The organism is Longimonas haloalkaliphila, assembly GCF_055379825.1.
The window spans coordinates 3,638,324-3,652,656 of sequence record NZ_AP043948.1 but is presented as its reverse complement, the minus strand read 5'-3'; the positions used below and the strand labels follow the sequence as shown (position 1 = coordinate 3,652,656).

The 14,333-nt window shown below is 60.6% G+C and carries 17 protein-coding genes; 8 read left to right on the top strand and 9 right to left on the bottom strand.

Annotated elements, in window-relative coordinates:
- The first annotated feature begins 13 nt into the window (after positions 1-13).
- Positions 14-1,369, top strand: a complete 1,356-nt coding sequence (locus ACZ48V_RS14355) for a RagB/SusD family nutrient uptake outer membrane protein (RefSeq protein WP_464540238.1) — start codon at positions 14-16, stop codon at positions 1,367-1,369.
- A 152-nt stretch (positions 1,370-1,521) separates the two neighbouring features.
- On the opposite strand, the gene ACZ48V_RS14350 is transcribed toward ACZ48V_RS14355, so the two are convergent.
- From ACZ48V_RS14350 to ACZ48V_RS14330, 5 genes are all read right to left on the bottom strand, one after another.
- On the bottom strand, positions 1,522-2,175 hold the full coding sequence (locus ACZ48V_RS14350; protein WP_464540236.1) for a hypothetical protein: 654 nt from the start codon (positions 2,173-2,175) through the stop codon (positions 1,522-1,524).
- Positions 2,176-2,248: 73 nt separating this feature from the next.
- Positions 2,249-2,923: a hypothetical protein gene (locus ACZ48V_RS14345; protein ID WP_464540234.1), complete on the bottom strand. Its 675-nt coding sequence runs from the start codon at positions 2,921-2,923 to the stop codon at positions 2,249-2,251.
- The gene (locus ACZ48V_RS14340) at positions 2,920-3,978 is read right to left on the bottom strand and encodes a VWA domain-containing protein (RefSeq protein ID WP_464540232.1); all 1,059 of its coding nucleotides are present in this window, start codon (positions 3,976-3,978) and stop codon (positions 2,920-2,922) included. Before ACZ48V_RS14340 ends, ACZ48V_RS14345 begins: the two co-directional genes overlap by 4 nt.
- A gap of 1 nt (position 3,979) precedes the next feature.
- Positions 3,980-4,813: an NAD-dependent protein deacetylase gene (locus tag ACZ48V_RS14335; RefSeq protein WP_464540230.1), complete on the bottom strand. Its 834-nt coding sequence runs from the start codon at positions 4,811-4,813 to the stop codon at positions 3,980-3,982.
- A gap of 144 nt (positions 4,814-4,957) precedes the next feature.
- The gene (locus tag ACZ48V_RS14330) at positions 4,958-5,386 is read right to left on the bottom strand and encodes a hypothetical protein (protein WP_464540228.1); all 429 of its coding nucleotides are present in this window, start codon (positions 5,384-5,386) and stop codon (positions 4,958-4,960) included.
- A gap of 225 nt (positions 5,387-5,611) precedes the next feature.
- Here ACZ48V_RS14330 and ACZ48V_RS14325 point away from each other — a divergent pair, with 225 nt between their 5' ends.
- The 7 genes from ACZ48V_RS14325 to holA all read left to right on the top strand — a co-directional run bounded on the left by ACZ48V_RS14325 (position 5,612) and on the right by holA (position 12,174).
- Positions 5,612-5,887 carry a metal-sensitive transcriptional regulator gene (locus ACZ48V_RS14325; RefSeq protein ID WP_464540226.1) on the top strand — a complete coding sequence of 92 codons (276 nt, stop codon included), beginning with the start codon at positions 5,612-5,614 and terminating at the stop codon, positions 5,885-5,887.
- Between the two features lie 16 nt (positions 5,888-5,903).
- Positions 5,904-6,125: a heavy-metal-associated domain-containing protein gene (locus ACZ48V_RS14320; RefSeq protein WP_464540224.1), complete on the top strand. Its 222-nt coding sequence runs from the start codon at positions 5,904-5,906 to the stop codon at positions 6,123-6,125.
- Positions 6,126-6,179: 54 nt separating this feature from the next.
- Positions 6,180-8,705 carry a heavy metal translocating P-type ATPase gene (locus ACZ48V_RS14315; protein ID WP_464540222.1) on the top strand — a complete coding sequence of 842 codons (2,526 nt, stop codon included), beginning with the start codon at positions 6,180-6,182 and terminating at the stop codon, positions 8,703-8,705.
- A gap of 185 nt (positions 8,706-8,890) precedes the next feature.
- The gene (locus ACZ48V_RS14310) at positions 8,891-9,457 is read left to right on the top strand and encodes a YqgE/AlgH family protein (protein ID WP_464540220.1); all 567 of its coding nucleotides are present in this window, start codon (positions 8,891-8,893) and stop codon (positions 9,455-9,457) included.
- A gap of 159 nt (positions 9,458-9,616) precedes the next feature.
- The gene (locus ACZ48V_RS14305) at positions 9,617-10,336 is read left to right on the top strand and encodes a NuoI/complex I 23 kDa subunit family protein (RefSeq protein WP_464540218.1); all 720 of its coding nucleotides are present in this window, start codon (positions 9,617-9,619) and stop codon (positions 10,334-10,336) included.
- A 239-nt stretch (positions 10,337-10,575) separates the two neighbouring features.
- On the top strand, positions 10,576-11,103 hold the full coding sequence (locus ACZ48V_RS14300; protein WP_464540216.1) for a hypothetical protein: 528 nt from the start codon (positions 10,576-10,578) through the stop codon (positions 11,101-11,103).
- Between the two features lie 33 nt (positions 11,104-11,136).
- Positions 11,137-12,174 carry a DNA polymerase III subunit delta gene (holA, locus tag ACZ48V_RS14295; RefSeq protein ID WP_464540214.1) on the top strand — a complete coding sequence of 346 codons (1,038 nt, stop codon included), beginning with the start codon at positions 11,137-11,139 and terminating at the stop codon, positions 12,172-12,174.
- Between the two features lie 20 nt (positions 12,175-12,194).
- On the opposite strand, the gene ACZ48V_RS14290 is transcribed toward holA, so the two are convergent.
- The 4 genes from ACZ48V_RS14290 to ACZ48V_RS14275 all read right to left on the bottom strand — a co-directional run bounded on the left by ACZ48V_RS14290 (position 12,195) and on the right by ACZ48V_RS14275 (position 14,156).
- The gene (locus ACZ48V_RS14290; protein WP_464540212.1) at positions 12,195-12,653 is read right to left on the bottom strand and encodes a DUF4385 family protein; all 459 of its coding nucleotides are present in this window, start codon (positions 12,651-12,653) and stop codon (positions 12,195-12,197) included.
- Positions 12,650-13,285, bottom strand: a complete 636-nt coding sequence (locus tag ACZ48V_RS14285) for a Uma2 family endonuclease (RefSeq protein WP_464540210.1) — start codon at positions 13,283-13,285, stop codon at positions 12,650-12,652. Before ACZ48V_RS14285 ends, ACZ48V_RS14290 begins: the two co-directional genes overlap by 4 nt.
- A 92-nt stretch (positions 13,286-13,377) precedes the next feature.
- Entirely contained in the window at positions 13,378-13,860 is a 483-nt protein-coding gene (locus ACZ48V_RS14280; RefSeq protein WP_464540208.1) for a HEPN domain-containing protein, read from the bottom strand.
- Positions 13,857-14,156: a hypothetical protein gene (locus ACZ48V_RS14275; protein ID WP_464540206.1), complete on the bottom strand. Its 300-nt coding sequence runs from the start codon at positions 14,154-14,156 to the stop codon at positions 13,857-13,859. The genes ACZ48V_RS14280 and ACZ48V_RS14275 overlap by 4 nt, the downstream gene beginning before the upstream one ends.
- Between the last annotated feature and the right edge of the window lie 177 nt (positions 14,157-14,333).

Below are 14,333 nucleotides of genomic sequence, written 5' to 3'. Positions count from 1 at the left end.
AGCCTTTGTTTCTATGTACACCTCATTACCACTGCGCGCCGTCTTTGCTACCTCTGCTCTTGTCCTCCTGCTCATGTTGAGCGGATGCGACCTGATGGAGCTCAGCGACGACCCGGATCCGAACGAACCCAGTCTCGAAGACATCCTTCAAGACCCAACCCCCGCAAAGGTGGCCAACCTGGCTGTAGGTATTGAAGCGGGCATGCGCACCGACATCAATCTGTACCTGACCAATGTAAGCATGATCGGGCGTGAGGCGTATCGCTTCAGCGCCTCCGATCCGCGCTTCACAGCCGACCTGCTCGGGCGGGGCTCCTCGGTCCTCGACAACAACACGTTCTACATCACGCGTCCATGGGCCGAGCGCTACCGTGTGGTGCGAAACGCCGAGATTATGCTTGAGGCAATTGACAATGCAGGCGGTACGCTCTTCAGCGACGCACAGCGGTCTGGGTTTGAGGGCTATGCTGAAACGATTATCGCCTATCAGCTGCTGCTAAACGCAAACCTGACCTTCGAAAACGGCATCCGCATTGATGTCTCGGCCAACGATGTCGGCCCGGTCGTCGGATATGACGAAGCACTGCAGAACATCGCAAGCCGGCTCGACTCTGCGTTTGGACGTCTGCAAGCCGCGGGCGATGCGTTCGAGTTTCCGCTCTCCGAAGGATTTGAAGGCTTCGATACGCCCACCGGTTTTGCTGCTTTCAATCGTGCTATCGCTGCACGTGTGGCTGTCTACCAGGGCAACTACGCACGGGCCCTCACGCTGCTTGAAGACAGCTTTATAGATGACGAGGCCCCGCTTGCTCAGGGCATCTACCATGTATTCTCAACCGCGCCCGGCGACATTGTGAACCCCTGGTTCTTCCCCCCGCAGCAGTCCGGTAACTTGCTAGCAGCGCACCCGAGCTACGTCGAAGGCATCGCACGCGACGCCAACGACGAGATCATCGATAGCCGCTTTGATAAAGTCGTGGAGCGCGACGACGCGTTTGCCGCCGATGGCCTCTCCTCAAACTGGGGCTTTTTCGTGTACAAGACCCAGGTTGATCCGATTCCGGTTACGCGCAACGCTGAACTGCTGCTCATCCGCGCCGAAGCCAACATCTGGGAGGGGAACCTCAGCGACGCCGTTGACGATCTCAATGTGATTCGTAACGCGGCCGGACTTGCCGACTACGACGGCGAAGAAACCCAAGAGGCGCTCTTAGATGAGATGCTGGAGCAGCGCCGCTATGAGCTCTATGGCGAGGGGCACCGCTGGATCGACGTGCGCCGCTACGACCGCCTCGATGAGCTGCCCATCGACCGCGAGGATGACACGGTCTGGACGCAGTTCCCGATTCCGGCGAGCGAGAATCTGTAGCTGCATCCTGGCGCGCAGCCGCCGCGCGCTTCTGCAGACTTACCGCTTCTACAAACTAAAACGCCCCGCAGGGAAGGCGCCCTGCGGGGCGTTTCGTTGTCTTTCTTCGTTGTCTTTCGCTGTTTAGCAGCAGCGCGTGCCCAGGCAGGCGTTTATGCTTCGCCGTGGGTCGGGGCGGTGTCTTCGTAGCCCCACGGTGCGGGAGGCGGATCGACGGGTTCGGTGAGGTCGAACCGAATCTCATAGCGTGCGCCGGTCTCTTCACGCACCAGGATGTACGTGTAAGCTTCATCGGTCACCTCCACCGTCCACACGTTTGATGCGGCTGCAGGAAGCAGGTCGGCCGTGAACTGATCAGCAGGAAAGGACTGGCGGTTGGCTGTGCCTTCCTCTTCGGTGTCGCCTCCGTACTGCGTGATCTCTTCCTCTGAGCCATCTTCGTTACGGTGGTCGTGCTTCAGGCGCAGGCCATCATCGGTCGGGCTGATAATCCAGGTGCGCGAGTGGTTGTCGCTTACGTGGAAGGGGATGCGGATCTCGTCGTCAAAGCACTGACGTACGTGCATCACCAGCTCTTCGTTGTGGAATGTGTTGTCGCCTTCCGGCGCGTCGAGTGCTTCACCGGCAAACGCCTGTCCGCAGAGCGACTCAAGTCGGCTCCAGAAAAGATCTTGCGGGGCATCGTCTGTAGCTTCGGTCGTGGCAGGAGCCTCAGCTCCGGCCTCCTCCATGTCGGCGGGCTCTTCTGCCCCGCATCCAGCAAGTACTGCCGCGCCAATAAAAAGAATCCAAATGTATCGTAGCATAAGGGGTGGGGTATTAAAAAACAGTGTGTGAATATCGTAACATAGCCATGCGCCGCACACAATGCCAATAGCGCTATAGACGGTCGAGCTGAACTCCGTTTTCGGCATTCCGGTCGATCGCGGTAATGGTGTTCAGGCGGCCCATGAAGTCCTGGTAGGCGGCTACGGTGGAGTCTTGCGCGAGCCCTTCCTGCATGAGCATAAGCGCGGCGCTGTAGTCGCGCTGCGCGGCCAGCGCCTCGGCACGTCGCTTCAAGCGCTGCGCATAGTCAGAGGGATCCACGTCTGGCGTATCAGCCTGTCCAGGTGCCGGCGGCTGCTGACGCATCAGCACCTCGTAGTTGTGGCGCGCGTCGTCGTGCGACGGGTCGAGGCGCAGCGTGATGCGATAGTGGCGGAGCGCGGCCTCTCGATTGCCGGCACGCGCTGCATTGGTGGCCTGGTTATAATGGATGCGAACGCGCGCATCGGCATCGGTGGCATAGTCGCGTGCGTTCTGGAAGGTCTCATCCGCCTCCGCATGTCTGCCCTGCTGATAGAGGGCGGCCCCCAGGTTATGATAGAGCGCCGCGTTTCGGGTGCTATCGCCCGCATCCACCCGGATGAGCCCCTCGCGATAGGCCTGTTCGGCTTCGGCAAAGGCGCCGCGTTCGTACAGCGTATTGCCCCGGCGTCCGTCGGCCTCGCCACCGTGCGATAGCAGGCCGCCGAACAGGAGCGGAATAAGAAGCCAGCGCGCAATATTCATCCGTCGTGTACGGGTAGGTGCGAAGGGACCGAGGAGGAAGCATGCGCGGGCATGCGCACAGAGAGCATCGTGTCGAGCAGCAGGAGGCCGAGTGCCAGCGCCAGCGGGAGCACAAACCACTCGTAGTAGGCATCAAACCGTTCCATGCCAATGAGCGAGCGCTCCAGCGGACGCAGGTCGTCGACAAACGAATCGAGCGATCCGGATGCGGGGCCGAGTTCGTAGTAGGTGCCAGGGCCTGTGATGAGGCGCTGCAGTGCGTCGCGGTGCAACTGCGTGGTGATGGGCGCGCCGGTGTCGCTCCGCATCCAGCCGGTACGGTCGCCCCCGTCGTCGTACTGTGGAATGCGCCCACCGGCCGGGGTACCAACTCCTGCAGGGAACACAGCGATGTCGCGTGTCTGCTCAGTAGCCTGCGCCACATGCGTGTCGCGGAAGTCGCCATCAGAAAGAAGGAGGAGCGCGCGTGCACGAGGGGGTGCGTCGGGGCGGCCGGAGGAAGGGTTCTGCGGGGCATTCTCCAGGGCGTGCCGGGCGGCCTGCAGGGCCCCGTCGAGGTTTGTACCCGGCGCCGGCATATCATCGGGGTGCACGGTTCCAAGAACAGCCCGCACTGCGGCGTAGTCGGTCGTGAGCGGCACCTGCACGATACCCGTTCCGGCAAACACGACCAGCGCCACGCGGTCGCCAGCAAGCTGGTCGAGCACGCGCCGAATTTCATTGCGAGCGCGTGCCAGGCGCGAGGGCGCAACGTCTTCGGCAAGCATCGAGTGCGACAGGTCGAGGGCAACGACCAGGTCGAGACCGCGTTGCTCCACTTCGCGCTCGGCCCCTCCTACACGAGGGCGGGCCAGCGCAAGCACGATCAACCCCGTAGCAAGCACTACAGCGACAGCCTTGATGAGGCGCCGCCGTGTCATGTCCTGCTGCACAGCATGGGGTATCTGAAAGTAAGCTTGTAGCTGGCTGCGCTGTTGGCGTGCCCGGTAGAAGAGCGCTGCCACGGCAGGTAACGCCAACAGCAGCCAGAAATAGAGAGGGCTGTGCCATTCCATGCTACGTCACCAGCAGGTCAGAGAGTTGGGGGAGCAGCGTACCGGTACGGCCTTCCAGGCGAAGGCGAGCGTGCGCATCACCGCGTGTGGGTCCGAGGTTCACGATGCCGACCGGGCGCGATTCGCTGGCAGCGCGGCGCACGAAGCGAAAGCCAGAATAGACCGCGAGCGAAGACCCGACGACCAGCAGCATATCAGTATTGTCAAAGAGATGCCAGGCCGCGTCGACCCGGCTACGGGGCACCGATTCGCCGAAAAACACGACATCAGGCTTCAACACCCCACCGCAGCGCGGACAGCCGGGCACAGCAAACGAGCGGGTTTGGGCATCGGGAAGCACCGCGTCGCCATCGGGGGCAAGGGTGGCAGCGGGCGGAGGCCAGTCTGGGTTTTCCTGTAGCAGGCGCCGCTGGTGGGCGGTCCGCTTGAGGCGCAGGTTACAGCGCAGGCAGCGCACATCGGCGAGGGCGCCGTGCAGCTCTACAACAGCCCGGCTGCCGGCCTGGTGGTGGAGCCGGTCTACGTTCTGCGTGATCACGCCACTGACGTACCCGGCCGACTCCAACCGGGCCAGTGCTCTGTGTCCGGCATTGGGCTCTGCTCTGGTAAAGCGGGGCCACCCTACGCTGCTACGGGCCCAGTAGCGCTGGCGGGCGTGTCCATCCCCCACAAACTCCTGATACGAGATGGGCGCGCGCTCGCGGTGCGGTGAGTCGGGCCCCCGGTAGTCGGGAATGCCCGACTCGGTGCTGATACCTGCACCGCTGAGCACTACCGTACGGCGAGTGCGCATGAGAGCGGCGAGGGCGCGCAAGGAGGCGGGCAAGGTAGACATATGCGCAAGGGATGGGAGCATAGATGCACACTACAGTAACCCGCACGGCGAATTGAGCGTTCCTGCCCGCATCGATATGATTGTGGCGCGCGACATGATCGCTGCAATCATATCGAGTGGACGTGCCGTGCCTTACTGCGCTGCCTAATCGTCCTTGAAGAGCAGTCCGATACCCAAGGCCAAGAAGCCCAGAAAGAATCCTGCAAATCCGGCAACGAGCGATCCGAAGCCGCCGCCTACGAGCGTGCGTTTGGTGGCCATTACAAGGCCCGTAGCGTCCGCATCAATCGATAGAAAACCCAGCATGTAGAGCGTGATGGAGAGCGGCAGGGAAAGCAGAAAGGGAGCGGATAGCAGCACGAGCTGGCGCCAGGCGCCTTTCCCAGAGCGTGCTTGCAGCGCGAGCGATACGCTGATGCCCCAGAGCAACACAAACCCGGCCCCGGCTGCATAGGTTACAAACGACGTGGGCAGCCCCGCCAGTGCTGCAACGATAGCAGCAGATCCTACAATGGCAATCAGCGCTCCTCCCAGCCCTGCCGCAAGCGCCTGTGATACTACAGAACGTGCCATACCGGTTACCATCAACTGCGAGTGAATACGAGATCAGCAAATCAGCATCAATCTATCTGTCGGATCGCGCTAATGCAACCCCACACGTAGCGGTGACCGAGTGCAAGACGTAAAGATCAATCCACGATGCTTTCCACGATGCCTCGTGTCATACAAGAAACATACCCTACCGGGGTAGGGTAAACAGCACGTCATCATACGCACAAGGTACCCGACGTTATGCAGATGGACGACGAAAAACGCGAGGCTATTTTGCAGCGTCTGCGCCGCATTGAGGGGCAGATGCGCGGCCTGCAGCGCATGGTTGAGGACGACCGCTACTGCGGCGACATCCTCAACCAGATCAGCTCGGTGCAGAAATCGCTGCGCGCCACGGGCAAAGTCATCACACGCAACCATTTGGAGACATGCGTTACCGACGCACTGCGCTCGGGCGACACCGATGCTGCAGAGCGTACCTACGACGAGGTGATGGACCTTCTCTATAAACAAATTCAGTAACCACTCGCACCTACCCATGGCACAGCATACCAGTACACTCATAATCGACGGCATGAGCTGCAACCACTGCGTTCAAGCGGCTACCGATGCGCTAACGGCGCTCGACGGTGTGGCCGTAGACGACGTGCGCATCGGCGAGGCCCGCGTGCAGTACGATGACAGCGAGGTAGCCCACGACGAGCTCTTCGCCGCTATCGACGACGCCGGCTTCGAACTGGTCTCCATTGAGATGACCTGACCTGAAGCACCTGCCCGGTCGGTTTTTTTTCCTCGACTTCGCTCCGTAGCTGCTATGTCCACTAAAACCAACGTGCGTACCATTGAACTCCCCGTGCATGGCATGACCTGCGCTGCCTGCGTGCAGCGCGTAGAGGATGCCGTGCGTGATCTCGACGGCGTGCACGAGGCCAAGGTGAACCTGGCGACCAATCGTGCTACGATACATGCAGGCAGCGACATCAATACCGCATCGCTCGTCGATGCGATTGAAGGGGCCGGGTACGAGGTGCCCACCACTACGTCTACGCTCACGGTCGAAGGCATGACCTGCGCTACCTGTGTGGGACGTGTTGAAGACGCGCTGCGTGCCGTGCCGGGCGTTGTCGAGGCCGAGGTGAACCTGGCAACCAGCCGCGCCACCGTTACGCATCCCCCGGGAAGTGTAGACCGCAATGCGTTGCGCAGCGCCGTTGAAGATGCCGGCTACGACATCATCGAGACCTCCGAAGGGCAGAGCCGGGCGGATGCGGAGCGCGATGCCCGTGCTCAGGAGCGCACTGCGTTAAAGCGAGCGCTTGCCATCGCCGCAGCGGCTACAATCCCGCTGTTCATCCTGGACATGGGCACAATGTGGATTCCGCCGTTTGAGGAGTGGGTCATGGAATTGATGTCGGAGCAGACGCTCTACGTGATCTTCTTTGCGCTGGCGTCGGTTGTGCAGTTCGGGCCGGGCCTGCGCTTTTACAAGAAAGGCTGGCCGGCCCTCCGCGCAGCTGCCCCCGACATGAACACCCTGGTGATGCTCGGAACCTCAGCGGCGTATGGCTACTCGGTGGTTGCTACGTTCGTGCCAAACCTCCTTCCAGAGGGCACGGCCCACGTATACTTCGAGGCAGCGGCCGTCATCATTACGCTGATCCTGGTCGGGAAGTACCTGGAGGCTGTTGCTAAAGGTCGCACAAGCGCCGCCATGAAGCAGCTGATGGAGCTGCAGGCACGCACTGCGCGGGTGGTACGCAACGGCATCGAAGACGAGATTCCGGTTGAGGATGTGATGCCCGGCGACACCGTGATCGTGCGCCCCGGCGAGAAGATTCCGGTGGATGGCACGATTATTCAGGGCGCCTCGTACGTTGACGAATCCATGATCAGCGGCGAGCCCGTGCCCGCAGAAAAGTCGGAGGGCGACGAGGTGGTGGGCGGCACGATCAACAAAACGGGGAGCTTTCGCTTTGAGGCAACCCGTGTGGGGGCCGATACCGTGCTGTCGCAGATCATCGAGATGGTAGAGGCTGCGCAGGCGTCGAAGGTGCCGATTCAGGACCTGGCCGATCGCGTGGTGCGCTACTTCGTGCCAGCGGTGATGACCGTCGCAGCACTTACATTCGTGACGTGGCTTATCGTGGGTCCCGCCCCGGCGCTTTCGATGGCCCTGGTCGCGGCGGTCTCCGTGCTCATTATTGCATGCCCCTGCGCGATGGGGCTGGCCACGCCCACCTCCATCATGGTCGGCTCTGGCAAGGGCGCGCAGATGGGCGTACTCTTTCGTGAGGGGAAGGCCCTGCAGCAGATGCAAGAGGTGACCACCGTTGCACTCGACAAGACCGGTACGCTCACCAAGGGGATGCCCGAGCTAACGGATATCGACGTGCAGGGAGGCATCGACAAGCGCGAGGTGCTGCGCTTCATCGCCTCCCTCGAACAGGCGTCTGAGCATCCGATTGCGGAAGCCATCGTGCGCGCCGCGAAAGAAGACGGCCTGTCGCTCACCGAGCCGTCTAATTTCGAGGCCGAGCCGGGGATGGGCGTATCGGGCACGGTAGACGGGCATGCGGTGCACGTGGGCGCCGACCGCTACATGGCATCGCTCGACCTTTCGGTGGATGCGCTGGCAGGTGCTGCCTCCACATGGGCCGACGCAGGCAAAACCCCGCTCTTTGCCGCTCTCGACGGTCAGCTTGTTGCCACGCTGGCCGTTGCCGACACGATTAAGCCCTCCACGCCCGAAGCCATTGACGCGCTGCATGAGCGCGGGCTGCGCGTGGCGATGATCACCGGCGACAACCGTCACACAGCACAGGCCATTGCCGACGAGCTCGGCATCGACACGGTGCATGCTGAGGTTATGCCCGATGAAAAGGTGGATGCGATAACGCGTCTGCAGAAAGAAGGGATGGTCGCGTTTGTTGGCGACGGCATCAACGACGCGCCCGCGCTGGCCCAGGCCGACGTCGGTCTGGCGATTGGCACCGGCACCGACATTGCGATGGAGAGCGCCGACATCATTCTCGTGAGCGGCGATGTGCGAGGCGTGGCCAATGCCCATGCACTGAGCACCGCCACGCTACGCAACATCAAGCAGAATCTGTTCTGGGCATTCATCTACAATACGCTGCTCATCCCTGTAGCAGCGGGGGCGCTCTACCCCGTGTTTGGCGTTCTGCTGAATCCGATGTTCGCCGCCGCCGCGATGGGGCTGTCGAGCCTCTTTGTGCTGGGCAACGCGCTGCGGTTGCGCGGATTTACGCCGCCGCTTGACGTAGGCACAGAGGTAGACCTCCCCGACGTTGCTGAGAGGCCCGAGCTGGCTGCAGCGTGACAGGTGCAATGTAGGGAAGACAGAGGGGTACAGAGTAGACGGAAAGATACAGTGGGGCAGCACATGCTTCGTGGGGGCTTACGGTGTTGAGCCTGCTCGAATATGAGCCGTTCGGTGGAAACGTACGCACGATTATGCGTATGGCACAATCTATTCGTTCTTTTCCGACCGCGCCACTCATCTATATGTCCGACGCTTCGTCTACGCTGACCCCCGGAACGCTTCTGGTTTCAGCGCCCGTGATGCAAGACCCCAACTTCCGTCGTACCGTGGTGCTGCTCTGCGACCACACGCCGGAGGGAAGCTTTGGACTGGTCTTGAACCAGCCCACTGATTTGCATCTGGGCGATGTAATGGATAACTACTTTGTGCACGACCCGCAGCTGTTTCTTGGGGGGCCTGTGCAGCGCGAAACCTTGCATTTCGTGCATCGCTACGCCGATGCCATCCCCGAAAGCATCTCAGTACTTCCGGGGGTGCAATGGGGCGGCAGCTACGACTCGGTTGAAGCGCTCGTGCAAAACGAGAAGCCCGATACCGACGCCCTCCGTTTCTTTCTGGGCTACACCGGATGGTCGCCCGGGCAGCTCGCCCGCGAGGTAGAAGAAGACGATGGCTGGATACTCACAGAAGGGCGCGCCGAGTGGGTTTTCCAGACCAACCCGGAAATGCTCTGGTCGCGGGTGATGCGGGCGATGGGCGGCGAGTATGCGCTGCTCTCCACGTTTCCCGATGACCCGCGCATGAACTGATCACGTTTCGCGCTGGCTGGTTCGTGCTAAATCTCTGAGCAAGTCCGGCACTGTACGGCGCGTGCTGGAAACCCACGTGCCGCGCTTCTCGTCAAATCAACGTGCGGTAGTGCCGCGCTATAGCCCCCGCTGTTTCACCGATCAACCTGTTACGCTGCCATGGCTGGCCCGTCTTCGAACGAACCGCGCGATGAGCGCACCCTCAACTTCTGGGAGAATCTGTACATCCCTGAGCTCTTTAAGGGGCTCGGCTTCTCGTTGCGCAAGATTACGCATGAGGATACGTATACGATCGAGTATCCTGAAGAGCAGTGGTACCCACCGGACAGCTACCGCGGGCGCCCCGTGCTCGTAGAAGAAAATGGCCGTCCGCGCTGCGTGTCGTGTAACCTCTGCGCGCGGGCCTGCCCGCCCATGGCGATCTCGATGCAGTCGAAAGAGGTCGACAACGTGAAGGAGCGCGAGCCCGAGTGGTTCGAGATCAACATGCTCCGCTGCATCTACTGCGGCTTCTGCGAGGAGGTGTGCCCCGAAGAGGCCATCATCATGTCGAAAGAGTACGACATGACGTTCCAGAGCCGCGACGAGGCGATCTTCGACCTGACGCGCCTGCTCAAGCCCAAAGAGCAGATGGAAGACCGACTGGAGTACCTCGACCAGTACAAGGATCCGCAGTTCGGGCAGCAGTGGTCGTTTCAGGCGGATAACAACCTGCACAGCGTAAAAGACCAGCATTTCCTGGACTGGCTGGCTGATGAGGGCATGGACGGGTTGGACACGACCCATCTGCGCGAAGATGCCCGCGTGACTGACGACGACAAAGACTGGGCCCCGCGCGACCGTAAAGGCCCACCGGCGTCGGATCATGCCCCGGCGTAGTGCTCTGTCACACCTGATTCTGTCACACCTTATTGTTTAGGTCGTTTGAACACACGGAATCCCTCCCCCTAAATCCCCCTCCTCTGAGGGGGACTTCATGGGAGCGTCCTATGGTTCCTTCCTCCCTGGGGAGGAAGGGTAGAATGGAGGGGAAAACACGTATCTGAACCCAATCATTCAAGTGTGACACAGCAGTAGTCTTCTCGAACGCATGTTTTTCTGGGCCTGCCTGATTTTCCATGGCTGATACCGACCAAGCGCAATCACTCCGACAGTCGCTGCTCGACCAGCTGGCGATGCTTGTGGAGGAAGTCGAGGGGATGCGCATGTATGCCGATCGCATTCCGGTGCAGCTGCTGATTGAGCGTCCGACGCCCGACACGCTCGCGATCATTGAAGTGTATGCATTCATCGCTCATCTCGACGAGCGCGTGCGGCGCCCAGCGGCCGAGATGGTACAGTCCGGCGCGTTCCCGCGCATCCGTTCGCGGGAGGCGCTCGACGTGGCTAACGAGCACAGCTGGGCCGAGGGTGCGTTTGAAGACACGCTCGACCGCGTGAAACAGGCCCGCGAGCAGCTGGTCGAGAGCCTGCGCGCGGGCGACCTCGACACGTGGGGGCGCAACGTGGAGGTGGATAGCGATGAAATGACCGTCTTTGACTGGACGCACCGCATCCTCCAGAACGATACGGAACGCCTGCGCACGGTAGCACAGCGCTTGCACCATGCCCACCTCTCCGACCGCGAGGAAGACCTGCCGAAGTAAGCGCGCTGCTTTTCACCTGCTGCTATATATCTAATGGCGAAGAACACGGGTCCGTCGTTTAACGAGTTGGCGACGAAGTTTCGGCATCAGAACTTCGATTCGCTCTACTTCTTCTTTGGCGAGGAGGGGTTTCTGATGGATGAGCTGCAGGAGCTCCTTATTGAGCATGCCCTGCCGCCGGAGCAGCACGATTTTAACCTCGACCTGATCTATGGCTCGGAGGCCGAGGCGTCGCAGGTCGTCAACATCTGCCAGGGCTACCCGGTGATGGCGGAGCGGCGCGTGGTGATCGTGCGCGAGTTTGAGCAGCTGGAGAACAACCGCATGTTTAAAAGCTATGCCAAGCAGCCGAATCCGCAGGCGGTAGTGCTGCTCTTGTGCACCACAAAGCCGAACCTGAGCGCGCATCCGTACCGGGCGCTGAAGCGCAATGCGACATGGTCGCACTTCAAGCCGCTCTACGACAACCAGATTCCGGGGTGGATCAAGAGCCATGTGGAGGGGCGCGGGCTGCGTATTGACGGACGCGCAGTGCAGATGCTGGCCGAGTACGTGGGTACGGATCTGCAGACGGCGGTCAGCGAGATCGACAAGCTGGAGACGTTCATCGGGGAGCGCGACGAGATTACGACCGATGATGTGCTGCGCGCCAGCGGGCAGACGCGCGAGTTCAATGTGTTCGAGCTGCAGAGCGCCATCGGCGAGGGGCGCCATGCTGATGCGATGCGTATTGCCGATCGCCTCTTGCAGCAGGCCAACAACCCGCGTGGCGAGGCGATCATGATTGTGGCGATTCTGAACGCGTACGTTGACAAACTCTGGAAGCTGCAGTCGGCTGAAACGCAGCGCAAGTCGAACCGCCAGCTGGCGGGCGTGATCGGGGTGTCGCCGTACTTTGTGTCCGAGTACGTGCAGAGCGCCAAGCGCTACACCCGCCCCCGTTTGGCGCAGGCGTATCAGGCCCTGGTGGCGGCGGATTACGAGCTCAAAGGCGGCAGCCAGCGCGGCCCGATGCTAATCTTGACACTGCTGTTGCGCCAGTTGATGCCGAACCGGCAGGCGGCGCGGTAGCGCGTGCTATGCCACACGTACTATGCCATAGGGCTGGCGTCTGCGTTGTAGACGTGGTCAGTGTGGTACGTTTTCATCTCTTGGTACGTGTCGTCGTCAAGCACCGCCTGCCATGCCTCCCGAAATACAACCGCGGCGCGGCGTTTCTCGGCATCGGCCCACTGCTTCGGGTCGCGCTCAGTGCCGTCGTCATGGTACTTCTGTCCACCCGGATACTTGGCGTAGCGCATCGCCCGCGTAAAGCCCATGCGCAGGTACTTGCGTACCATGTCCATGCCGACCATATCTTGCCGGCGACGATAGACCGCATACCGCGCGCAGAGCGCCTTGACGGATGCCTGTGCTGCTGCTTCGTTCTTGAACTGCCAGTGCCCGAGCAGCGCGCTTTTGTATGGCTCCACCTTGAACACGCCCTTCTCGTTCGGCTGGATGCGGTACGCCTCGGGATGCGCCGAAAAGTCGATGTCGTACGTGCTCATGCGGGATCGGCGTCGGTCGTGCGGTTGGGGGATGCGCTGGCCGCGTCTTCAGGCGGCAGTATATCGCGAACCGCCAGCGGCTTCATATCGGGCAGGGTAGCCAGATCTACCGTTTCAGAGGCGTCGCGTAGCAGACGGAGCGTATAGTCTGTACCCTTTGGCCGCCGGTACACCTCCACCTGACGCGCCTCCAGGTTCACGATCCACACCTCGGGAATGCCCGCTTCAGCATAGAGCGGGAGCTTGGTGTCGCGGTCGTAGTCGAGCGTCGTATCCGAGACTTCGACGGTGAGAAGCGTCGTTTCGGGCGTGGCAGCACCCCCTCGTTGTTTCTTTACGACGATATCGGGCTCGGGCGCATTATGTGCGTCGATACGTAGCGGGCTTTGAACACTGACCCTCATCGAGTCTGTAGAACCAGCTGGCAGCCTTTCGATGAGTAGATGGGTGAGTTCATCGACACAGGAAATATGTGGATCTCCAACTGGACTCATAGGGATAAGCTGTCCGTCGATGAGTTCGACATGTTCGTGCTCCGGTAGCATACCTGCTTCGGCCATACGCAGCACCTCCTCGTACGTGAAGCGATACGGACGCAGCGTGGTGCGCGGTGGATCAACCGAGGTAATCATGAGGGATACGGGGGTTTCTGCTCATGAAGGAAGCGTGAGGCTAACGGGCCAGGGCGGAATCGGGTTCAGCAGGAGCGTCGGGGCGAAGGATGCTATTGTACAATCGCCTGCGAGGCTTCGATAAAAGATCGGGCTTCTCGCACCCTCCGTTCGACATAAGCTCGTGGATAAGATACCAGTTCGTAATCACAGCGTGCACGCTCGGTCTGCAGTTGTGCAGGAAGTCGTGTGTTAAGTAGGCCCACAAAAGAATCTTCGAGTCTGTCACTGCGAGGAGCGTCAGCGCCGCGTTGGTCGCGGGCTTCCTCCTCGCGATGACAAGGTGTAAACGTACTTTCGCGGACTTGCTTAAGATGATTCCGGTAGGTAGCAAATCGGCCTACGTTTCCTACAACCGAGCTATGCGTTTTGTAATCATAACCTCGGTTAAGCAGTAACGCTTTACAGGCATAAAATAAGGCGAAGTACACGTTTGAGAGAGCTGTTCCTGGACGGTCATTTGCAAGTAACAGTCGAGCATCGTCCAGACGGTGATCGGGGCTATCAAGCCACCGAGTTACGGGGATCGAACTCACAGTTGGATGCCTTTGCTCTGTGCTGTAGTTGCGAGTTGGTTATGCGGTTGCCCAATGTGGTACACAAGAAGCGGATTGAACCCCAGAGCGATATTTGCTTCCTCGATGGCAGCTGCAATGGCAGGCTGCGCAGCATTTAGGGTGTCATCATCTACAGGAGCGATGACAGCGACATGAAGATTTTCGTCGTCGCTTTCGTAGGGGTGTGCATCAAGCAGATAGGCCTCGGCGGGTAAGACCTGCTGCACGCGGTCCACGAACCGGTCAAGCGCGTCGGAACGCGTTGTTATATCCATACCGGAAGCGGGATATAATTACCATGAAAGGGTAGCAGGAAGATGTTAAGTGATTGACATGTGGTTTACATCATCGCAACCCGCTCAAACCCCCTCTGTCTTCGAGCTTCGCCGCAGGTGTGATCCTGTGGACATCTCCCCCTTGGCTAAGGGGGAGAAACCCGTAGGGAGAGGGGG